Origin of the sequence: Aeromonas veronii bv. veronii, assembly GCF_000820225.1 — a bacterium.
Classification (GTDB): Bacteria; Pseudomonadota; Gammaproteobacteria; order Enterobacterales; family Aeromonadaceae; genus Aeromonas; species Aeromonas veronii.
In genome coordinates, this window is the sequence record NZ_CDDK01000026.1 from 11478 (window position 1) to 34797 (window position 23320).

The window sequence follows — 23320 nt, forward strand, 5'->3', positions numbered from 1 at the left end:
TCAATTGGTGCACAGGATTGATCGCTGAAATGAGATCTGGATTAAATTTTATGGAAACTCAACTTCTTGTTAATTGCCGAGCATTCGATGGCAGGCGTTTGATCGATACAGTTACGTACTGGCAATTTTGCCAGCTGAGCTGGATTGCTGCCGTATTGTTCACACATTCCGGCAATGACTTATGCTAATAATTGACTAAATATGCAAGTTATCGGTGTTGTGGTGTGAGCTTTTGACCTTCGGATTATGATTCATTTATTGAAGCTACAGTGGATTTATCGTCAAACGACAGAAATGGTTACATGCAGTCTGGTATGCCTATTAATAAAGGTGATGGGATTAGGTTCATACAAATCTCATTTTATTAAAAAGGGCCTGTTAGATGCACAATCTTGTAAGTTATGGCCATTTTATGGCAATCATTGTCGAAAATAGCGAAAAGACCCACTTAGTCTGGTGCGGTATGATTATTGAACAGACACGTACCCTGTAGGTACTGATGTTGGTGGTTAAGGTTTTGCTGGAGGTTGTATGGCAGAGTTGCAAATTGAAAAGTCCACGGTGATCTCCCAACTCGAGGGCTCCGTGTTTGTCATCAGTGCAGATGGATCTGTCATACGAGCAAAGGTGGGGATGGCATTGCAGCCGGGGGACCGCCTGCAAACTGCCCAAGGGGGCCATTTTCAACTAGCCGAGCCGGGCAGTGAGCCTGCTGGTGAGCAAGATATGGCCGCCAAACCTGAGCCCGCCACACCTGTTGCTGATGGGCAACCGACCGATCCGGAACTGGCCTCATTGCAAGAGGCGATCCGTCAGGGTATTGACCCGACCGAATTGTTTCAAGAGACCGCCGCCGGTAACGCAGCCGCTGCCGGTAATATCGGTGGTGTAGCCGGTTCCAGTTCGGGTGGTTTTGTGGTGGTCGATCGTACCAATGATGCCACCCTGGCCGAGGCCGGTTTTGATACCGACCATGCGGTGCAACCTGTCGGCGATGAGCTGCTGTTTTCCGAAGAGCGCGATTTCTTTGCCGCCATCACCATCACCGAGCCCCAAACCAGCGACAACATTATCAACGCCGATGAAGCGGCTGGCGTCATCATTCGTGGTGTGGTGGATGATGTGGAGGTTGGCCAGCCAGTCACTGTGACCCTTATCGATCAGGCGGGCAATTCACTGACGGTGACGACAGTGGTGCTGCCCGGCCTGGTGTGGGAAGCCAATTTTGGCGATGTGACCGGCAAGCTGGTGGATGGCCCGTTGCAGATTGTGGCCAATACCCAGGATCAGGCGGGCAACAACGCCAGCGATACCGGACAGACTCTGCTCGATACCATCACCACCATTACCCTCGATCTCGCCGATGAGAGCGACACCGGCGCCAGCCAGACCGATGATCTGACCCGCGACAATACCCCGCTGCTGCAAGGGAAGGGGGAGCCCGGTGCCACCGTAACCCTGAGCCTTGGCGGTAGCGTGCTCACCGTCCTGACGGTGGATGCCGCCGGTAACTGGCAATATCAGCTGCCGCAGACCCTGGCCGATGGCCAGTACCAGTTTCAGGTCAATTCCGTGGATATTGCCGGCAACCGTGCCAGCGATACCCTCGTTATCAATGTCGATACTCAGGCATCTATCGACATCGATGATCTCGATACCACTGCCCTGTTTGGCAACAGCAGCGCCACCCTGAGCGGCTCCACCAGCAATGTGGAAGCGGGTCAGAGTGTCATCATCACTTTGGTCGACAGCAATGGCCAGCCGCTGTTGACCACCTCGGCACTGGTGGGGGCCGATGGCCGCTGGCAGGTATCAGGTCTTGATCTCTCCGGTATCAATCAATCCTTTGAAGTGCGTGCCAGTGTCACCGATCTGGCGGGCAACAGCGCCAGCGATGGGGCACCGCTGATCGGTCAAAGCGAAACCCTGACGCTCTCCGAAGCCGGATTGGCCGAAGGCCCGATCACCGCGACCGGTAGTCTAAATACCGGTGCCGGCCAGGATGGCAATCTGCAAGTCCAGTTCGCCGCTGATCAGAGTGCCTTGGAAGGGCTGGGGCTCGTCAGTCATGGCGCGCCTCTTGGCTATACCATCAACGGTCAGACCCTGACCGCCAGTGCTGGTGGGGCGACGGTCTTCACCCTGACACTCAACAGTGATGGCAGTTACCGCATCGTCTGGAGTCAAAGCCTGGATCACGGTCAGGACGCGTTGCGCCTGCCGTTCAACCTCGAATATCGCGACAGCGACGGCGATCTGGTGAAGGCGCCGCTGGTGATCAATCTGGTGGACAGCAATCCGCCCAGCTTCGAGATCCCGGCCATTCCTCTGACCGAAGATGCTTTTACCAACGGCGCCGCCGTGGTGGGCGAGAGCAGCTTTGTAGTCAAACACACCGCCGATCCTCTGCTGGTGGATTCGTTGGTGTTCAGCAATCAGAGCAGCACCCTGACTACCCTCAACGGCTCGGGTCTTGCCAGCGATGGTCATCAGCTGACCTTTGAATTTGCCGATGATCGCACCCTGGTGGGTTACTACCTGGATGACAGTGGCCAACGGGTGGAGGTGCTGCGTGCCGAATTGAATGCGCAGCAGCAGGGCAGCGATCTGGCTGGGCGGGTGGTGGTCACCCTCACCGGCCCGCTCGATCATCAGGGCAGCGACACGCTTTCCCTCGGTTTGCAGGTAAGCGCCAGCGAGATCGATGGCGACAGCACCAGTGCCAACCTGACCCTGACTGTCAATGATGGCAGTGATCCCGCATTGGGCATCGATAAGGGGGTCGCCCTGCAAGAGGGGGGCAACCAGAGCATCGATGGCCAACTGCCGGTGACGGTGGGCAGCGATCGTCTGGTCTCCCTCAACTTTGAGGCCAGCCAGCCGGCGCTGGATGGGCTCACCAGCCAGGGCAAGGCGACTAGTTACGAGGTTCAAGACAACCAGCTGATCGTCAAGGATTGGCAGGGCAAGACGATCCTCACCGTTACCATCGGACTGGATGGCAAATACAGTGTCTCTCTGACCGGGGTGTTTGACGAGCCGGAAGCGACCAACAGCCTCAACCTTGGCCTGAAGGTACAGGGCTCAGATTTTGACGGCGACAAGAGCAATCTCGGCACCCTCAATATCACCATTACCGATGGTGCCTTGCCGCAGGTTAATCCTGTCTCCCTCATGCTCACCGAAGATAGCAACTGGCAGCAAGGCCAGACCCTTGACGGTGATCTGACTATCACGGCGGGCAGCGATCCGCTGGCCAGCATCACTTTCGATGCCAATCAGCCGGGGCTGCAAGGGTTCACCTCGGGCAAGCAGGCCGTGACCATCGCGGTGGCCGATCATCGTATCGAGGGACGTACCCCAGATGGCAAGCTGGTGTTTGAGCTGACCCTCGGTAACGATGGCAAATACAGCTTTACCCTCCATCAACCGCTGGATCAGGGCAGTGCCGACAGCCTGCTCAAGGCGGGCTTTACCCTGCTCGACAGCGATGGTGACAAGGTCTTCTCCACCATTACGGTTGAGGTGGGGGATGGTGCCAATCCGACCATCTCCGCCGTGACCGGCACCACCATCACCGAGATGGCGCAAGGGGAGACGGCTGCCGTCAGCACCATGAGTTTCTCGGTCACGGACGGCAGTGATGCCCTTGACCCTAACTCCCTCGGCTTTGATATCGCCGCTATTCAGAGCACCCTGACCGGACTCACCAGCCACGGTAACCCGGTCACTTTCGCTGTTGATCCCGCAACCGGCCAGCTGGTCGGAACCGCCGGTGGCCAGGTGGTGCTGCGCGCCGAGCTGAGCCTGGTCGATAACAATGGCAACTGGAGCGTCACCGCCAAGGTCACCCTGAGCGGCGAGCTGGATCACAAGGGGAGTGAATCACTCAACCTGCCGCTGGCGGTCACCCTCGCCGATAAGGATGGCGATCGCATCGGTACCACGCTGCCGCTCACCACCGTGGATGGTAAGGCACCGAGCTTTATTCCGGGCAAAGGCGTGTCCCTGGATGAGGGGGACCTCACCGGCAGCAACAGCCTGAGTCAAACCGGTCACTTCGATGTGCAAGCCGGGTCGGATCGGGTGGTCGAGGTGGCCTTTGCCGATGCCAGCGAACAACCTGCGCTGACCGCATTGGGTAAACCGGTGCAGTACGAGCTGGTTGATGGTGACCCGCTGATCCCGGGCAGCCAGCAGCTCAAGGGCTATGTGATGGTCGATGGCCTGCGGGTCGAGGTGTTCGAGGTCAAGCTGATTGGCAGCCTCGATCAGGCGGGCAAGAACGGGTTTGACTATCAGGTCACCCTCTATCAGGGGCTTCATCAGGGCGCCAACGCCGTGACCGAGCTGCCCATCAAGGTGATCGTCAACGACTACGACAAGGCGGGCGGCAACAACGACAGCACCAGCGGCACCCTCAATATCCAGATTGGGGAAGGGGAGAAACCGACCCTGACCCTGACCGATGTAACCCTCAATGAAGGGCGCTTCGATGGCGCCAATTCTGCCACTGATGACCAGCAGACGAGCGGAAAGATCACCATCAAGGCCGACTCGGATCCGGTGACCGATGTGCGGCTGACCCTCTCCGGTCAGGTCATGGATACCAGCGGCAAGCCCATCACCCATAACGGCGAAACCCTGACCTGGAAAGCGGTTGGCACCGATGGTCACACCTTCCAGGCGGTGACCAGTGGTGGTCTGGTAGTGATGACGGTCTCCATTCCCACTGTCCCCGCCACCATCGCCGCTCACACCAGCGCAGAGATCGGTTATCAGGTGACAGTGCATACCAACCTGGATCACGGGGCAGATAACAAGCTGGAACTGACCCTTCCGGTCGAAGTCATCGACAGCGATGGCAGCAAAAATCAGGGAACCGCTACCATCACGGTGACTGATGGCATCAACCCGATCATATCCGCCATTGAACCGGTTCGGGTCGAGGAGTCTGATCTCGATGCAGTCAACGGTCAGCATCCGGGGACCACACCTGCAGAGAGTGGAGAAACCGATAGTGGCAAGGTGACCATCACTGCCGGTTCGGATCGGGTTGCCTCCCTTGAGCTGGATGTGGCTGCATTCAATCAGGCCAATCACCTCACGTCGGGTGGCAAAGCGGTTACGCTGGCTGCACACAGCACCGGCTGGTATCTGGCTACTGCCGAGGGGGGCAAGCCCGTTTTCTGGGTCCACCTCGATGTTAACGGCAGTTACAGCGTCCATCTGGTAGGCCAGCTTGATCACGGTGCACAGGGCAAGGATGAGTTGACCATCGAAGTGCCGCTGTTTGTCACCGATCACGATGGCGATCGTAGCCCCAATGTCAGCGTGACCGTGACGGTACAAGATGACATGCCTATCGGCACTGTGCTGGCTCATACCCTGAGCGAGGGGAGCAGTACCGTGACCGGCGATCTGCTGCCTACCGCCAATGAAGGTGCGGATGGTGCCCGCGTCGAGTCGATTACCATCAATGGCCAGACGTACGCCATCAATGGCTCTTTGATACAAGATGTGATGAGCCCCGATGGCAAGCAGGTGATGGGAACCCTGACCATCTCTGCCGATGGGTCCTACTCCTTCAATCCTGCGGCCGGTTTCAATCACGACGCAAGTCAGCTCAGTCAGGTGGTGACAGCCCATCTGGTCGATGGCGATGGCGATCGTGCAAACAGCACACTGACCCTCAATCTGCAGGATGAAGCGGTGCGCTTTACCGTTAGCGCAGCCATTGGTAACGAAGATCAGGGGTCGCAAGACCCGAGGCTGGGTATCCCTATCAACATGCAGCTCGATATTGGCGATTTCGATCGCGGTGAGCATGTGGATCAGTTGCTTATCCAGGCGCCTGCCAATGCCCATGGCACCTTCTATTACAACGGCGTTGCCCTCACCACCACGGCTGATGGCAAGTGGTTTATCGTGCCGCCAGCGGCCATGGTGACCAGTGATAATGTTCACTACACCACTCAGGGGGTGACCTTTGTGCCTTCAAGCAACTGGTCGAGCTGGAGCAATGGCGGTCAGCCGCTGCACTTCCAGGTGCAACTGCAGGTCGGTGTCACCGAAGGGGCGGCTCCTGCGGCCGTAACGGGGGATCTGGCTGTGACGGTACGCGGTGTTGCCGACAAGCCGATGTGGGACACAGCCAACACCACTCGCCACTATGACACCAATGAAGACAGCACGGGTATCAAGCTGGACGTCAAGGCGAGCCTGACTGACACCGACAGCTCCGAGACGTTGACCTATCAGATCAAGCTGGAAGCGGGCAGGGGAACCCTGATGCTCAACGGTGTCGAGCTCCAGCCAAATAGCAGTGGCATCTACACCGTTTCGGCAGGCAACATCAACAAGGTAACTGTGGTTCCGGGCAAGGATTTCAGTGGTGACATCAAGCTGTCGGTGACGCCGATCAGCACCGAGAAGAACCCGATCGCTCAGGGTCAGGGTACGGCTCAGGGAGACAAAATTGATCTGGTGATCAACGTCAATCCGGTGGCAGATGACGCCAAGCTCACCGTGCGTGACATTCAGGGCAAGGAAGACACCCTGCTCGATCTGGGCAGCAAGATTGCCCTCGCTCATCTGGGTGACAAACTCGATGGCTCCGAGCAGATGTTTGTCCGCATCAGTGGCCTGCCTGACGGTGCAACCTTGTTGCTGGGTGGTTCCGCCGTTGCACAGAACATAGCCGGTTACTATGAGGTTCCTTTTGATCGGATTGGCGAACTCAAGCTGCAACCGCCGAAAAACAGCAACGTCGATTTCGACCTGATCATCAAGGGGGTGGTGAAAGACACGGCGACCTTGACCGATGCCAACGGCCAGCCCCATACCGTGGTGAACGAGAAGGAGACCGGCTCCCAGACCCTTCATGTGGATCTGGTGGGGGTGGTGGATCAGCCCCATTTCGAGCTTGGCAATACCGGCTGGGAGGCCGAAGGGACAGGCTATGCCACCACAGTGGGCGAGGATGGGCGGGCGCCGCTTAACTTTACCCTCACCTCGGGCGAGTGGGTCGATACCCCGCACGACACTTCCGAGAGCCTCAACGTGGTGCTGCAAGGGCTGCCGGAAGGTGCCCGGGTCTTTGATGCCAACGGCAAGGAGCTGACCCTCACCTTTGCCGGACTCGACGCCCATGGCAAGCCGACCTATCAGGTCGATGTCTCCGATTTTGGCAACCTGCTTATTCAGCCGCCCCATAACAGCACGGCGGATTTGAACCTGATCGCCAAGGTGGTGGTGACCGAGAACGATGGCGATCACAAGAGCTTCGATGTGCCGCTGCATATCAAGGTTGAACCCGAGATTGACGCCACCGACTACAGCAAGACCAGCCATGGCCTGGAAGATCAGTTCACCGTGCTGGACTGGCATCCGACCCTTACTGACGGCGCCGAGAAAGTCACGGCGCTGAGTCTCTCCGGGGTGGAGGATGGCTACCAGATCTGGCTGCGAGTCGGCGGTGTCGAGAGCCAGCTGACCGTGGTCAGTGGCAAGGTCACCCTGACTGCCGCCCAGCTCGACAGCCTGCTCAACGGGGGACAACTGCTGGTGAAGGCGCCGGAGGATAGCGATCGGGATACCAATATCCAGAGCCACGTCACTGTTACCCAGCATGATGTGGATTCGGGCGCGGTGGCCGAGAAGGTGATCGATGGCAATCTGCATGTCGATATCCAGGCCGTGGTGGAGCCCGATGGCGCGCTGACCCAGAGCGGTGGAGCTCTCGTGGGGCAGAGCGGTGCTGATATAGACCTGACTGGACGCTTCGTCTTTACCGACCTCGATCCCTCGAGCGTGGAGGAGATCGACTATCTGGTGATCAACCTGCCGGTGTTGAACGGTGGTGCAGGCGATCAGTTCGTGGTGGTTGGCGGTATCAACAACGGTAACGGCAGCTGGATCGTGCCGGCGGGCAATCTCGGTAGCTTCAAGCTGCATGCGCCGGACGGGTTTGTCGGCAAGGTCGAACCGATCCGCATCGATGCCATGGTTATCGACCGGGGCGACGATGGCGATGCCAGTTCCCATGTCAAAGTGAGCCTGGAAACCAGCGCCGAATTTGAGAACCAGCCAGTGACGCCCAAGACACCGGCGGCGACTGTCGATATCGACGACAACGCCGTGCTGGTGGGCAAGGAGGATATCCGGGTTGATTTTGGTCAGCAGCTCAAAGGCGTGATCCATATCGGCGCCGCCGACCAGGCCAGCGACGAGGTGACCATTGTCCTCAAGGGGTTGCCAGCAGGCGTCACCATCAGCGGGGCCGAGTACAACATCTCGACCGGTGAGTACGTCATCAAGGTGCCACCGTCACTGGCGGGCCTGGAAGGGTTGACCCTTGGTTTGCCACAGGACTTTGCCGGCTCGCTCAATATCGAGGTGAAGGTGGTGAATACCGATACCGCCAGTGGCGATATCAAGGTTGACAGCAGCACGGTACGGGTCGATGTGGCCCCCGTAGTCGATGTGAATAGTGGCCGTGGCGAGCATCCGGAACTGACTCTGACCGTGCAGGACACCAACCATGACGGACAGCCGGACAATCTGGAAGATAGCGAGATCCACCTCGATCTCTCGGTGAAACTGGCCGATGTCAGCCCCTCCATCGCGGGCGGCGGCCTCGAAACCGTGGAGCGGGTCACCATCACGGTGGATGCGAAATATGGCTACTTCCTCGATGGCAGTGGTAAGCCGGTTAACACCCTGGTGGTCAACGATGTGGTAGCCCTCAAGGATTTGGTGTTTGTGCCCAAAGAGCACTTCAGCGGTCATGTACCGCTCGATATCAAGGTCGATATCGTCGATACCGCGCTGGTCGGCGGCCAGCAGGTGACCGACAGCGGCAGCTGGAGCGGCCAGGTCGGCTTTGAGGTGAGACCGGTCAACGATCCGGCCCAGCTCTCGGTGCATAGCGTCACGGGGAGCGAGGATGGCACGGTCAACCTTGCCGGATTTGGCGCAACCCTAATCGATAACGATGGTTCGGAGCAGATCGTCGCGCTGCAGATCAAGGGGGTACCGGATGGCTTCACCCTGTCGGCTCCGGCGGTCAACAATGGTGGCGGCGTCTGGCAGATCCCGGTGGGGACCGATTTTTCCAAGCTGACCCTGATCCCGCCAGCTGACTTCAGCGGCACCGTGGAGCTGTCGCTGAGTGCCTTTACCCTGGACAAGGGGCTCACCATTCCGCTCGAAACCAGTGGCAGCTTTACTGTCACTGTGACGCCGGTAGGGGATGCCCTTATCGCCGATATTCAGGATCAGGCGAGTGGTACCGAAGGGGATATGATTACTCTGGATCTGGGGCTGGAGACCCGGGATAACCAGCCAACCGGCGGCAGTGCGGGTAATGTGCATGAGAACAAGCCCGAGCAGGTGCGGGTCACTATCGAAGGGGTGCCTGATGGTGCCGAGATCCGCTTGCCAAATGGCGTGGCTGGGACGGTTGTTGATCTGGGTGGCGGTCGCTGGCAGGTCACTACCGAGGGCGGCAAGCTGGGCGCGGTCGAGCTGGTGACCAATGATGCCAACGGTGCACTGGATCTCAAGATCACCGCCCAGAGCCTCGACAACGGCGCCCTTGGCCCCGAGGTCAATGGCACCATCCATGTGGAGGTGAGCCCGGTCAACGATGCGCCAATCAACGTATTGCCAACGACCCCTCAGGTCGCGCAGGAAGATCAGCCTTTTGTCATCCACGGTTTGCAGGTGAAAGATGTGGATGCAGGCAACAGCCCCATCAAGATCACCCTCTCGGTGGAGCATGGCACCCTGACGCTGCCTGCTGGCAGCGGCGTGACGGTAGTCGGCAACGGCACTGGTTCGCTGGTGCTGACCGGCACGCTGGCCGATCTCAATGCCTTGCTCTCTGGTGGGGTCACCTATCAGGGCAACAGTGATTTCTACGGCAATGACGCCCTGACCATGGTCACCAACGATCAGGGCAACACGGGTAGTGGCGGGGCACTCAGCGATACCGATGTGCTGCCTATCGAGGTGCAGCCGGTCAACGATGCCCCGGTCAATCAGCTGCCTGGCAGCATGACGGTGAAGGAAGATGGCTCCCTGTCGCTCTCCGGCGTCAGCGAGAAGGATGTGGATGCAGGCAGTGCGCCTGTCTCCATGGTGCTGCGGGTCGAGCATGGTGTGCTGACCTTGCTGGGTGCAACTGGTGCCGTGATGGTGCAGGGGGCGGGTACCCGCGAGATCACTCTGGTGGGGTCGCTGGCTGATCTCAACCAGTTGCTGGCAAGCAACCTGCACTATGAACCGGTCAAAGATTTCTGGGGAGAGGATACCCTTACCGTCACTACCTCCGATCAGGGCAACACTGGTGCGGGTGGCCCGCTGAGCGACACCGATCAGGTGACCATCACGGTCACTCCCGAGCCGGATATGCTGGGTCTGACGGTGGATCAGCATGCGTTCCATGCCTTGCAGGGGGCAGTTATCCCCCTTGGCATCAATGCCAGCGTGGTCAATCCGGCAACCGGTGAGCTCTCCATCCGCATCAGCGGTCTGGATGGGGCGCAGGTGCAGGACGAGCATGGTCAGATCGTTGGTCATGCCGATGGCAATGGCGACTGGCTGATCCCGGCCGATCACTCGGTTCCGCTCTACTTCAGCGGTTTTGGCGACGGTGACCATGTGCTGGGGATCAGTGCCGAGTCGAGTGTCGGCGGCTCAACCGTCAGCACGCCCCTTGAGACCATCACGGTGCACGGCCAGAGTGGTCATGAGCTGGTCGGTTCCGATCAGGGGGATTGGCTGTTTGGCTCCTCTGGCGATGACCGTCTATTGGGGGGGCATGGCAACGACATTCTCACCGGCGGGGCTGGCAGCGATCTCTTCGTTTGGCAGCACGGGGATGAGGGGAGTCAGGGGCAGCCCGCCATCGATACCATCACCGACTTCCATCCGGAACTGGGGGACAAGATCGATCTGGCTGACATGCTGCAAGGGGTCACTGGCAATGGTGTCGATGATCTGCTCAAGCATCTCTCTGCCTCGGTGACCACGGGGAGCAATGGCCTGAGCGATGTGAATCTCTCGGTTTCCCCCGCGGGTGATAGCCAGATAACTCAGCAGATCACCCTGAAGGATGTGGACCTGACCAGCTGGAATCTCACCAGCACCTCGTCCCACGATATCCTGCAGAGCATGCTGGAAGATCAACATAGCCTGATCATCCAGCACCCCTGATAGCGTGCGTGAAGCGTAAAAAAGAAGAGCCGGCAATTGCCGGCTCTTTGTTGATCTCTGCGTGGATTGTTTTTATGCGACCGCAAGGGCCGGGGGGATTCAGGCCAGCGCCTGGGCCAGCAGGTGGATCGGATGTTCACAGCGGAAGCTGGTGCTCATCTCGATCTGCCATTTGCAGGTCTCGCAATCGGTGATCACCAGATCGGGGGAGAGGCGGTTGATTTGATCAAACAGCCCCTCACCGATGGTCTGGCTGGTCTGATAGTTCTCCGACTTGAAGCCGTAGGTGCCGGCGATGCCGCAGCACTGGGACTCCAGCACCGTCACCTTGACTCCGGGAATGGCGCGCAGCAATTCGAGGGTGTAGATGACGCCCCCCATCTTCTCCATGTGGCAGGGGGTGTGGTAGGCGATGTGCAGATTGAGCGGCTTCATCGCCGGTTTGTTGCCCTTGTAGAACTCGTTCCACAGGAAGCGGGTCACCAGCGAGATGCGATCCCGCACCTTGTGGTTGTCCTGCTCCAGCAGGTGGGGGTATTCATCGCGCAGGGTAAAGCCACAGGTGGAGGAGGTAGCCAGCAGCGGCATCTCGTTCCCCAGCAGGGAATTCTCCATCTGCTTGATATTGAAGGCCGCCTGCTGCTTGGCCTTGTCCATGAAGCCGTTGGCAATCAGCGGCACACCGCAGCACTTCTCCCGCTCCAGCAGTTGCATGCCTATGTTCATGGCGTTGAGCACTTGCACCAGCTCCTTGCCAAGCTGCGGGTGGTTGTAGTTGACGTAGCAGCCGTGGAAATAGGCTATCTGGCGCTCATATTGGGCCTGGCTGGCTTTCTGCTTCTTGTACCAGCCGCGGAAGGTGCCTTGCGAATACTTGGGCAGGTCGCGGTGGGAGGAGACGCCCAGCGCCTTGTCCAGTACCAGCTTCATGGGCTTGAGCCCGGTGGTGAAGTTGACCACGGGCGCCATCAGGGTGGACATGCCGCCCATCAGATCGGTGTGGGAGAGCACGAATTCGCGGATCCCGGGTTTGAAGCCGCTGTATTTGTGTTTGGCCTTGGCGATGATGTCGCCGATGCGCACCCCGCTTGGGCAGGCCACTTCACAGCGCTTGCAGTTGGTGCAGTACTTGAGGGCGCTGTCGAACAGCTCAGGGCTCTTGATGCGCAGCCGCTCCCCATCCGGGCCCGCCTGTTTCGGGCCGGGGTAGGCGGGATTGGCCTTGGCCACCGGGCAGTAGGCGGTGCAGACGGTGCATTTGATGCACTGATCGAAAGTTTGGTTGGCGTGATCCAGTAGCATGTCAGTTCTCCTCCCGTAGGGTGTAAAGGCACGGGATATGGGACAAAATCATCATTGGGCTGAACTCAAAATGTGACCGGCAGCCTGCCAGCCGGTGGCAACGGCAACGCCGGAGCCGGAACCTTCACGAATTGGGTCGTAATGGGCCAAGACACTGCCCGCGCCATAGAGGTTGGTGAGCGGCTTGCCGCCACGCAGCACTCTGAGTTTGTCGTCGGTCTTGACCCCGAAGCCCATGAAGGGGTGATGGTCAAACAGGCGACGACCGGCCCAGGCGTCGCGCTCCTCCAGACTCAGCACATCGGCATCGAAGATGGGTTCGCGAATGCCGCGCAGACGGGATTCCAGCCCGCGACTAAAGAAGCTGCCGGAGGCAAGCACGAAGTTGTCCGCTTCAAACAGCTGATCATCGCCATTCTGGGTATGTACGCCGACTACCCGGTCACCTTCGTAACGGGCGCCCAGCACCCGCTCGCTGGTGAGGAAGGTGCCACCAAGGGCCATAAAGCGGCGCTTGAGCGCCTCCTGCATTCTCATTCCGATCAGAGACGGCGGCATGGTGGCCACCTCCTTGATGGTGCAGCCGGTGCGCTGTTCCAGCTCCGCCAGACGCGGGCCAACCAGCCCCAGCGACAGGCAGGCGGGCAGCACGATATGGCGGCAGCCGGGTACGCCGCTCTCCTGCACCATGCGGCTGATCTCGCGTGCCAGATCGGCCACCAGATGATGCTTGTCACAGAGGCGCGCGATGTCGGCTGAGCGAAACTCGTGGGGATTGCGGCTGAATTCCGCCAGCTGGGGCAGGCGGATTTCGCCGGTCAGAATGCGGCAGTGGGCAAAGCGCGGATGGGTCGCCAGATTGGCCGCCGCCAGTGCCGGATGAAAGTCGCGAAAGCCTTCGAGGGTAGCCAGCAGTAGCACGTCCGGGATCGGTGCATCGGTGACGCAGGCGCAAGTATCGGGGGAGAGCCAGGTGCGCTTGAGGGTACCGATGGGGGTCAGGCGCTGGTGGTTGGTGTCGTGGCGAACCAGCGGCAATCCCTGTTCGGCGCAGTGGCGCTGCAGATCGGCCAGACTCGCTTCGATATTTTGCATTCCTACTTTGCTGTAGGGGTGATCCGGATGGGCAGCCATAAAGGCGGGCAGGGCGGCGCGGGGATCTCCCTCGCTTTCGAGCAGATCGACCGAGCCGGAGGAGAAGTGCAGGGCACTCTGGCCGGAGGCCATCAGCAGGGTCTTCTGGCCTGCCTCCACCAGCCGCAGGGCAGCCGAGAGTCCCGCCATGCCACCGCCGATAACGATATTGTCAAACTTCATGACGGCTCTCCTTGTGAGTGGTCTCGCTGGTTGAGCCGCGTGGGGTATCGGCAACCAGTTGCGGCGCCGTCCATTCCCCCAGGCCAAACAGCCCTTCGTAGATCCAGTAGGTGAACTCGGCCTCGCGCAGGGCATCGCCCCACAGAACGGGGCGGGTTCCCTTGTAACGCTCCTCAAGGAACTGGCGCAGCATGACGCAGGCCTGACGGCCATCGGCCTTGCCGTACTCCTGCATCAGACCGGCGGCGCGGTAGGCGCACAGCTCGCCCTGACAGGGCCCCATCCCCAGACGGGTGCGGCGGCGCAGATCGATGAGGTTGTCCACATCCAGCTCGCGCAGGGCGTATTCGATTTCACCCGCGGTGACCATTTCGCACTCGCAGATCAGGGCGTTGGCCTTGGGATTGTCACGGAAGAAGGCGATGACCCGCTCGCCGTGGCGGTATTGGGCTGAGCCTTCGACCGGCACCGAGAGACCGGGGGCGGAGACCTTTTCCGGATCCCGCGAGCCGGGCAGGCTCAGTTCGGCGGTCTGGCAGGGTTTGCTGTTGCCGAGTTTCTTGGCCAGCAGATCGGTGGCCCACTCCGCCATCAGGCGGTAGGTCATCAGCTTGCCGCCGGTGATGGTGTTGAAGCCCTTGAGGCCGTCACGCTCGGCGTGATCGAGCAGCACGATGCCGCGACTGATGTTGCGGCCGGTGTCGTCACCGTCCACCGCCACCAGCGGGCGTACCCCGGCGTAGGCGCGCAGCAGACGGGTGCGGGCCATGATGGGGGCGAGCTTGATCCCCTCGCGCAGCAACACTTCGACCTCTTCCGGTTCGACGGTGAGCTGGTCAATCTTGTTGTAATCGATGCGACTGGAGGTGGTACCGATGAGGGAGATGGTGTCGCCCGGCACCAGAATGTCCGCATCCGCCGGTTTGCGGGCGCGGTTGAGCACCAGCTGGTTGATGCGGTAATCCATGATGAGCAGGGAGCCCTTGGCCGGGAACATGCGGATGCCGAGATCGGCATATTCGCAAATTTGCTGGCCCCAGATGCCGGCGGCGTTGATCACCTCCTGACACTCCACCTCGAACGCTTCGCCGGTGCGGGTATTGATAGCCTTGACCCCGTGCACCCGATCTTGCGTGCGGAGCAGCCCCAGCACCTTGCAGTGGGTGAAGATGCGAGCGCCATGCTCTTTCGCGTCCAGCACGTTGGCGGCGGCGAGGCGGAACGGATCGACCGTCCCATCCGGCACATGGATGGCGCCGATCATCGCCGGGTTGGCGTTGGGCTCCATGCGCAGGGCTTCACCGGGATCGAGCTGGCGGGTTTCGATACCGGCCAGGGCACAGGCATCCATAAAGGTGGTTTGGAAATTGATGTCATCTTCCGGCAGGGTGAGGAAGAGGCCGCCCGTGTCCTCGACACAGTGGCTGGCGATCCGCTTGAGGATGCGGTTTTCCTGGATGCATTCGCGGGCGGACTCCTGATCCGTCACCGCGTAGCGGGCACCGGAGTGGAGCAGGCCGTGGTTGCGGCCGGTGGTGCCGGCGGCGATATCATCGCGCTCGAGCAGGATGCAGTCGATGCCGCGCAGTGCGCAATCGCGCATGATGCCGGCCCCTGTGGCACCGCCGCCTATGATGACGACTTGTGTAGTTATTCTTTTCATTGTTGCCCGTCTCATCTCTTCCAGATGAGGCCAGTGTGGCCTACTTCTGAGTGAAAATGTTTGATATGGGCCAAATTTGCGCTCGCAAACGCTCATTTGCTCGCGCGTTAATGAGCATTATGTGACATTTGTCACGTTTGTTATCGCAGCGGTTAATGGGCTGGTGGCGAATGGCAGGCACAAAAAAGGGGCATCGGATGCCCCTTGTCACTGTTTGACGAGTCTGGTGGGTGTGTGATGCGTCAGCCGCAGCACTTCTTGTGCTTTTTGCCGCTGCCACAGGGGCAGGGATCGTTGCGGCCGGTTTTGAGGGGGGCCGGATCCTGCTCTCCCTCGGTGTAGACCCAGCGCCCCTGATAACGCACGAAGCGGGAACGCTCATGGAGGCAGTGACGCTCATCCCCCTCCAGAAACCAGGCTTTAAACTCCACCATCCCGGTTTCATCCTCCGGACCGCCCTGGCTGGCGATGATCTCGAGACCATCCCAGCGGGTGTCGATGCGTGAAAGCTCTTCGGCGGTGAGACCGCCAAGGTGGGCCGGGTGCCAGCTATGGACCAGATACTCCCCCAGACCGAGCACAAAAGCGCTGTAGCGAGAGCGCATCAGCTGTTCCGGGGTGTCAGCCACAGCGCCACTGTGACGTGAGCCACAGCACAATTCGAGAGAAAGGGTTGAGCCGCAAGGACAAAGATTCATGATTTTCACGTTCTGGCCGATTTGTTTAAGGGAATTGTAACGAAAGCTGGGCTCGCCCTGCCAGCACCTATACTGATGAGTAAGCAAGGAATTCCAATAAAAACAGCTGCAAGGATGTGAAAGATGACGCTAAAGCAGAAAATCCTGTTACTGGGTGCAGTACCCGTGCTGCTGATGGCCCTGGTGGTCAATCTCAGTAACTACATGGTCTCCAAGCGCGATCTGGAGTCTGATCTGGTGGTGGCGAGGGAAAATGCCATCAAGGAGCGTAAAGCGCTGCTCAGCAGTTACATCATGATGGCCAAAACCGCCGTCGATGCCGTGTATTCTCTGCCGGATTCTCCGGAAAATCGTCAAAAGGTCAAAGAGTTGCTCAGACCGCTGCGTTACAGCAGTGATGGCTACTTCTTTGTCTATGACTTCGAGGGCAACACCATACTGTTGCCGGTGCGTACTGAGCTGGAGGGGAAAAACCGCTGGAACGACAAGGATGCCAAGGGCAAATTGCTGATCCAGGAGATCCTTAAATCGGCCCGTCAGGGGGATGGTTTTACCGAATACTGGACGGCCAAGCCCTCCATCGGTCGCGATGCCCCCAAACTTGCCTTTACTCTGGTGCTGGACAAATACCAGTGGGCCATTGGCACCGGTTTTTATATCGATGATATCGACAACGAGCTGGCGGCCTTGCGGGCAGAGCGCGAGAGCAATATGCATGCCTCGTTGCAGAGCAGTGTGCTGGTGATCCTGTTGATCCTGGGTATCACCCTGGCGGCGACCGTCATTGTGGGCAACCGGGTTACCAAGCCGTTGGCGGATGCGGTGCTGGCATTGAACGATATTGCCAACGGTGACGGGGATCTGACCCAGCGGCTCAAGGTGCAGAGTCAGGACGAGATTGGCCAGCTGGCCAGCGCTTTCAACCGCTTTGTCGAGCGGATCCAGTCGGTGGTGAGTCAGGTGGGCGAGACCAGCAACCACCTCTTTAGCGCGGTCGACAAGTTGCACCATCTGAGCGAGCACTATGACCATCAGATGCAGGGTCACAGTCGCGAGACCGATCAGGTGGTCACCGCGGTGACAGAAATGAGCTCCACCGCGCAGGAGGTGGCGGCCAGTGCCTCCAATGCCGCGACGGCAACCAGCGATGCGGCCCGTGAATCGGACGCCGCCCGAGGTGTGGTGAGCGGGGCCATCAACAGTATCAACCGGCTGGTGGGGGAGGTGCATACCGCCTCCGGCGTTATCGAGCAATTGGCGCAAGAGACCGCCAAGATTGGCTCCGTGGTGGAGGTCATTCGCGGCATTGCCGAGCAGACCAACCTGCTGGCGCTGAACGCTGCCATTGAGGCGGCCCGTGCCGGTGAGCAGGGACGCGGCTTTGCGGTGGTGGCGGACGAAGTGCGTTCGCTGGCCGGTCGTACCCAACAGAGCACCAAGGAGATCAACGAGATGCTGCAACGTCTGCAGGGCGGGGTGAAGCAGGCGGTGGAGGTGATGCAGGCGAGCGAGGATCGCAGCCAGGAGACGGTGCAGGAGGCGAGCCATATCGCCAGCTCCCTCGATAGCATGGTGATGGCGGTCAGTACCATCAACGACATGAACATCCAGATCGCCACCGCCGCCGAGGAGCAGCACGCGGTCTCCGAGGAGATCAACAAGAACCTGGTGGCCATTCAGCAGATTGTCAGCGAGCTGACCAGTGCGGCGGTGGAATCCAACAGCACCACCCGCGATCTGGCCAGTACCGGTGACAAATTGCGCAAACTGGTCTCGCAATTCCGTTATTGATCTTGCAATGGTCCGTGACGGCCACCACAAGATGCGGCCTGACCCCCGGTTCAGGCCGCACTTTATTTGGGGATTGACCAATAATGTGTGAAAATTGCCAGCCTCTTTTTTTCAGCCTTTGCCCCATACCCTATGAATGAGATCGTGAAAGGTAGTATCGATTTGATCCGGCAGCTCAACTACGGCCTGGTCTATGCCAGCCTGGAAGAGCACAAGGAGCTGTCGCGCACCGATCTCTCCCGCCTGACCGGCCTCTCGCCTGCCAGTATCACCAAGATCACCAGGGAACTGCTCGATGGCGGTTTGGTGGTCACCTGTGGTGAAAGTTCAGTGGGGCGAGGCCGTCGTCAGACCTTGCTGCGCATCAACGAGCGCCGCTTCCAGTTTCTCTCCATGCGTCTTGGCCGTGGCTACGTGGATATGGCGCTGTTTGACTTTTCCGGCCGTTCGCTGGCCCGCCAGCGCCACCTCTTTACCGAGGAGGAGCGCGCCGATCTGCTGGGCAGTCTGGTGCATGCCATCAAGGTGTTTTTGCCGAGAAAGTCCCTCAGTCTGGCCTGCATCGCCCTCTGTCTGCCGGGTCAGGTAGAGCGCCACTCCGGCATGGTCAAGCACTTCCCCTTCTACGATCTGCGCAACTGGCCCCTTGGCCCGACACTGCAACAGGCGTTCTCGGTACCTGTGCTGGTAAGCGGTGACGTGCGCACCTGGATCCAGGCTGAGCGGGAGTGGGGGGCTGCCAAAAATTGCGCCGATGCGGTACTGGTGTTCGTGCACAACGACATCGGGGTCGGCATGGTGGTCAATGGCCAGCTTATCGAGAGCGAGAATGCGCTGCTCGGAGATCTCAGCCACCTGCAGCTCGAGCCCTATGGCCAGCGCTGCTACTGCGGCGGTTTTGGTTGTGCCTGCACCCTGGTGACCAATCAGGCGCTGGAGGCGCAATACCGGGATCTGCGCGAGCGGATGCAGGAGCACGACTTGCCCGAGAGCGTCACCATCCGCGAGCTGTGCGAGCTGGCGCTTGCAGGCAACAGCCTCTGTCAGGATATTCTCCATCAGGCGGCGGGTCGCCTCTCCAAGGTGCTCTCCAATCTCATCTGCCTGCTCAATCCGGGCAAGCTGCTGCTGGGGGGGGAAATCACCCGTGCCGATCGGCTGCTGTTCCCCATGCTGCACCAGTCGCTAGCCAGCCAGCTGCCCGCCGAATATCTGGTGCGGCTGCAGATTGAATCCACCCATTTCTACGAAGACCCCACCAAGCCCACCTCGGTGCAGGTGCACAAGGCGCTGCGCGATGGCAGCCTGTTGCTGGAGCTGCTGCGCAGCTGTCAGGAGTCGTAAGGCAAGAGGAGTGGGCACTGCATCTGGCGAAAGGGGCAGGGATTGCTGTTCCGCCAGCGCGTAACTGGGTACAATCTGCGCTTTTCCGGCAGTCCCCCTGTTATCGCGCCCCGTAGCGCCATGACATGTTGGCACCGCTGCCGTTCCTGTTTTGACTCCAGTTGTGAACCTAGATGAAGCCTGTTCCTGATCACGCCGTCAACCGCCTGCGGGCCTGGCGCAAGAGTATCTCTACCCGACCGTTTCTTGCCCGTGGCGGCACCCTGGCCCGCTGTCCTGCCTGTCAGCTGCGCGAGGATTGGTGTGCCTGCGAGTGGCGCCCCGAGCTCAAAGCGGAGGCCGGTTTCTGCCTGCTGATGTATGACAGCGAGCCGATGAAGCCCTCCAACACCGGTCGCCTTATCGCCGATGTGTTGCCGGATACCACCTGGGCGTTTCTCTGGTCGCGCACCCAGCCCCATCCCGAGCTGCTGGCCCTGCTGGCCGATCCCGCGTGGCAGCCCTATGTGGTCTTTCCCGCCTGTGAAAAGGAGCCGGCCCGTTTGACCGGCGAGGTGGCGCTGGCGCCCGGCAAGAGGCCGCTCTTTATCCTGCTCGACGGCACCTGGCCGGAGGCGCGCAAGATGTTCAACAAGAGCCCTTATCTGGACGGTTTTCCGGTGCTCGCCATCAAACCCGATACGCTCTCCACCTACGGTATGCGGGTCGCCAACTGCGATGAGCACCTCTGCACCGCCGAAGTGGCGGCCTGCGTGCTGGAAGTGGCGGGAGAGCTCAAGGCGGGGCAGGCACTGCAGCACTGGTTCAACTTGTTCAGCAGCCGCTACATGGCCGGTCGGGTCAGCCGTTTCCCCGGTGCCGATGAGGATCATCTCTGTGAGGCGCTGGCGGCCATCAAGGAAGCGAACGTTGCTTCAACGGCTTGCTAACTGGCCTTCTGAGGGGGGGCCAGGGGCATGGCCGCTCAAATCAATGAAAATCAGGAATCAATTGGCTGCCACTGTTTCGTTAGATTCATGGTCAGTGGCTCGCTAGGATAGCGGACAGCCTGTGCCCCCCCCGCACAACGTCGTTTTGGTTAGCTCCGGTTGCCCGGCCCCTTCGGGTAACCCACTCTCGTGAGGTCTATGGATGGAATTGGAACTGGTTACCCTGTTTGCCCTGTTCGGTGTAGCGCTTGTCGCCGGTTTTATTGATGCCATCGCTGGTGGCGGCGGCCTGTTGACTGTACCTGCACTGCTGGCCACCGGCATGCCCCCCGCGCTGGTGCTCGGCACCAACAAGCTGCAGAGCAGTTTTGGCTCCTTCTCCGCCACCTAGTTCTATGCCCGCAAGGGGCTGCTGGAGTGGGCCATGATTTGGCCTGCGGTGATCTGCACCTTTATCGGTGCGGCTATCGGCACGCTGGCAGTGCAGACCATAGACGCCGCCATTCTCGAGCGCCTGCTTCCTTTCCTGCTGATGGCCTTTGCCTGCTACTTCTACTTCTCGCCGCGGGTAAGCGATGCCGAGAGCTCTCGCCGTCTGACTCCCATGCTGTTTGCGCTGTTGGTGGGGGGCGGTGTCGGCTTTTATGACGGGTTTTTCGGGCCGGGCACAGGTTCGTTTTTTGCCATCGGTTTCGTGGCGCTGGCGGGCTTTGGCATGGCGCGCGCCACCGCCCATACCAAGCTGCTCAACTTCACCTCGAATATTGCCTCCCTGCTGTTCTTTGCGCTTGGTGGCAAGGTGGTGTGGAGTGTCGGTTTTTGCATGGCGCTGGGGCAGTTTATCGGCGCCCGCTTTGGCTCCAAGATGGTGCTGAAAAAAGGGGTGAAGCTGATCAAGCCGCTGTTGGTGACCGTCTCCTTGCTGATGTCTGCCAAGCTGGTCTGGAGCCAGTATCCGGAGCTGTTTGCCTGGATCTGAGCTGCGGCGAGTGTGCGATAAATCGGATGTTTACGGGGCCCTTGGGCCCCGTTGTCATATCTGGTGTTTTACAGCGCTAGCGCGGTGTGTCGCTGCAGTGGCGAAAGTGTTGGTGCAGGGCGCTCACCAGCCTGGCAATGCGCTCGCGCTTTAGGCTGTTTGGCCGGTAGACCAGATGCAGGGGGCGGCCCAGTCCGGGCAGTGGGCGGGCCATCTCCCCCTGTTCTCCCACCAGCCCCAACAGGCCAGCGGGGAGCAGCACAGGGCCAATGCCTGCCTTGGCGAGTTCGATGAGCGCCAGATAGGAGTCGAGCTCCATGGCGGGCTCCAATCCCATATCTGCCAGCGGTTCGCGCAGGTAGCGGTTGGAGGGGTTCTCCAGATCCATGGTAAGGATCTTGCGCCTGCTTTCTGCGCTGGCTGGTGGCAGGCTCTGCTGCGTTTCGCCCACCAGATAAAAGGGCTCCTCAAGCAGCAGATCGGCGTCGAGGCCATGGCCGGGTGGGAGCCGACCGGCGCAGATGCCGAGCAGGGCATCACCGCTGCGCACCCGCGCCAGAATGACCGGGGTGTGGTGGGTAGAGAGGGCAAGGTGGGGATCGCGCTCCAGATAGTCACGCATAAAGTGGGCGAGATAACCCGCCAGCAGGGTTTCGGAGCAGGCGATGGGGAGGGGGCTCTGATCCGCCAGATCCTGACTATCGGCCAGCACCCCCTTCATTTCGGCCAGACTCGGGGCCACTCGTTCCAGCAGCTCCTTGGCCTGCGGGGTGAGGCGGATCTGGCGCCCCTCCGGCTCGATCAGCTTCTTGCCGAGGCGCTGCTCCAGCTGGGCAATGCGCTTGCTCACCGCCGACTGGCTGATATAGAGGCGACTGGCCACCTTGGCCATGGTCCCTTCACTCGCCAGCAGGCTCAGCGTCTCCAGCCCTTCCAGTAACATCTCGCCCCCTTGTTTATCGCCATCAGGATCGTCACAGATGGATCAGCGCTACCTTAGGGGCTGACTGGCTCAGGAGCAAGTGTCGTTTGCTGCCTTGGCCGGTCGAATGCGCCATTCGCTGAGGGGCGGCGCGAAGATCACCAGATTGCCGATGAGGCTGATCACCACTCCGGCCACCGAGACCGGCTGCCAGACAAAGCCTTCATAGAAGGTGGAGAGGGTAAGCGCCACCAACGGAAAGAGCACGGTGGCGTAGGAGGCCTTGCTGGCACCGATGCGCCCCACCAGCGTCAGGTAGGCGGTAAAAGCGATCACCGAGCCAAACAGGGCGAGGTAGACCATGGCCGCCAGATAGTGGCCATCGGTCGGCACCACCAGTTGCTGCCCGAGCAATGTGACCCAGCCCAGCAACAGCACCACGCCGTAAACCATGCCCCAGGGCACCAGTTGCAGTACGTGATAGCCGTGGCGCTGGCCCCGGGCCGAGACCAGATTGCCCAGCGAAAAGCAGAGGGTGCCGCCGCAGGCGAGCAGCAACCCCTTCCAGCCGTTTGCACCCAGTTGCGCATCCGCCAGCACCGGCCAGAACAGCAGCAGGGTGCCAAAGAGCCCCAGCAAGGAGCCTTGCAACCAGCGCAGGGTGGGGCGCTTGCGCTCGAACAGCCAGAGGTTGAGGCCGTTGAAGATGCTGGCACTGGCGAAGATCACTGCCGACATGCCGCTCGGGATATAACGGGTGGCGTGGTAGAAGCAGAGAAAGTTGGTGGAAAAGAGCAGGGCACCGAGCAGTGCTGCGTAACGCTGGCCGTGCCAGGGGAGGCGTGGAAAGCGGCCGCTGGCGGCGAGCAGTGCAAACAGCGCAACTGCTGCCAGCAGGAAGCGGTAGAGCACCGACACCTCGATGGGGATGGGGCCAAGTTGCCAGGCGATGGCAATCCAGGTGCTGCCCCAGATAAGCACGGTGGCAAGATAGAGCATCAGATTCATCACAGTTCCGGTGAGTCAGGGAGAGATGACCCACTATGGGGCGAGCCCTGATGGCTGGATTGCACCATCTTGCGGTTTTTCATCGCACTGCGCTGTCATCTGCGGGCGCGGTCGGTAAGATGGATGGCAGCGGGATAACCCGTACAC

The 23320-nt window shown here is 60.1% G+C and carries 10 protein-coding genes and 1 pseudogene; 5 read left to right on the forward strand and 6 right to left on the reverse strand.

The genetic code is table 11. From position 1 onward, the window contains the following. Positions 1-531 precede the first annotated feature (531 nt). Entirely contained in the window at positions 532-11220 is a 10689-nt protein-coding gene (locus BN1139_RS11355; RefSeq protein WP_005352459.1) for a retention module-containing protein, read from the forward strand. Between the two features lie 99 nt (positions 11221-11319). Here the strand turns inward: BN1139_RS11355 and glpC are convergent, their stop codons facing one another. From glpC to BN1139_RS11375, 4 genes are all read right to left on the reverse strand, one after another. Further along, positions 11320-12522 carry an anaerobic glycerol-3-phosphate dehydrogenase subunit GlpC gene (gene glpC / locus BN1139_RS11360; protein ID WP_005352457.1) on the reverse strand — a complete coding sequence of 401 codons (1203 nt, stop codon included), beginning with the start codon at positions 12520-12522 and terminating at the stop codon, positions 11320-11322. 51 nt (positions 12523-12573) lie between these two features. Further along, positions 12574-13839 carry a glycerol-3-phosphate dehydrogenase subunit GlpB gene (gene glpB / locus BN1139_RS11365; RefSeq protein ID WP_005352456.1) on the reverse strand — a complete coding sequence of 422 codons (1266 nt, stop codon included), beginning with the start codon at positions 13837-13839 and terminating at the stop codon, positions 12574-12576. Beyond that, positions 13829-15502 (reverse strand): anaerobic glycerol-3-phosphate dehydrogenase subunit A, encoded by a 1674-nt coding sequence (glpA, locus tag BN1139_RS11370; RefSeq protein ID WP_005352453.1) that lies wholly within the window; start codon positions 15500-15502, stop codon positions 13829-13831. The genes glpB and glpA overlap by 11 nt, the downstream gene beginning before the upstream one ends. Positions 15503-15744: 242 nt before the next feature. After that, on the reverse strand, positions 15745-16200 hold the full coding sequence (locus BN1139_RS11375; RefSeq protein WP_074045197.1) for a YchJ family protein: 456 nt from the start codon (positions 16198-16200) through the stop codon (positions 15745-15747). A 123-nt stretch (positions 16201-16323) separates the two neighbouring features. On the opposite strand from BN1139_RS11375, the gene BN1139_RS11380 reads away from it, so the two are divergent. The 4 genes and pseudogenes from BN1139_RS11380 (at position 16324) to BN1139_RS11395 (ending at position 21243) form a co-directional block, all read left to right on the forward strand. Beyond that, entirely contained in the window at positions 16324-17991 is a 1668-nt protein-coding gene (locus tag BN1139_RS11380) for a methyl-accepting chemotaxis protein (protein WP_005352447.1), read from the forward strand. 132 nt (positions 17992-18123) lie between these two features. After that, positions 18124-19335, forward strand: a complete 1212-nt coding sequence (locus BN1139_RS11385) for an ROK family transcriptional regulator (RefSeq protein ID WP_005333476.1) — start codon at positions 18124-18126, stop codon at positions 19333-19335. A gap of 173 nt (positions 19336-19508) precedes the next feature. After that, on the forward strand, positions 19509-20264 hold the full coding sequence (locus BN1139_RS11390) for a tRNA-uridine aminocarboxypropyltransferase (RefSeq protein ID WP_005352444.1): 756 nt from the start codon (positions 19509-19511) through the stop codon (positions 20262-20264). Between the two features lie 202 nt (positions 20265-20466). Continuing rightward, a pseudogene (locus BN1139_RS11395) lies at positions 20467-21243 on the forward strand (TSUP family transporter). A 76-nt stretch (positions 21244-21319) separates the two neighbouring features. On the opposite strand, the gene BN1139_RS11400 reads toward BN1139_RS11395, so the two are convergent. Then, entirely contained in the window at positions 21320-22186 is an 867-nt protein-coding gene (locus BN1139_RS11400) for a LysR family transcriptional regulator (RefSeq protein ID WP_005352442.1), read from the reverse strand. A gap of 69 nt (positions 22187-22255) precedes the next feature. Then, positions 22256-23173: a DMT family transporter gene (locus BN1139_RS11405; RefSeq protein WP_005352440.1), complete on the reverse strand. Its 918-nt coding sequence runs from the start codon at positions 23171-23173 to the stop codon at positions 22256-22258. Positions 23174-23320 lie beyond the last annotated feature (147 nt).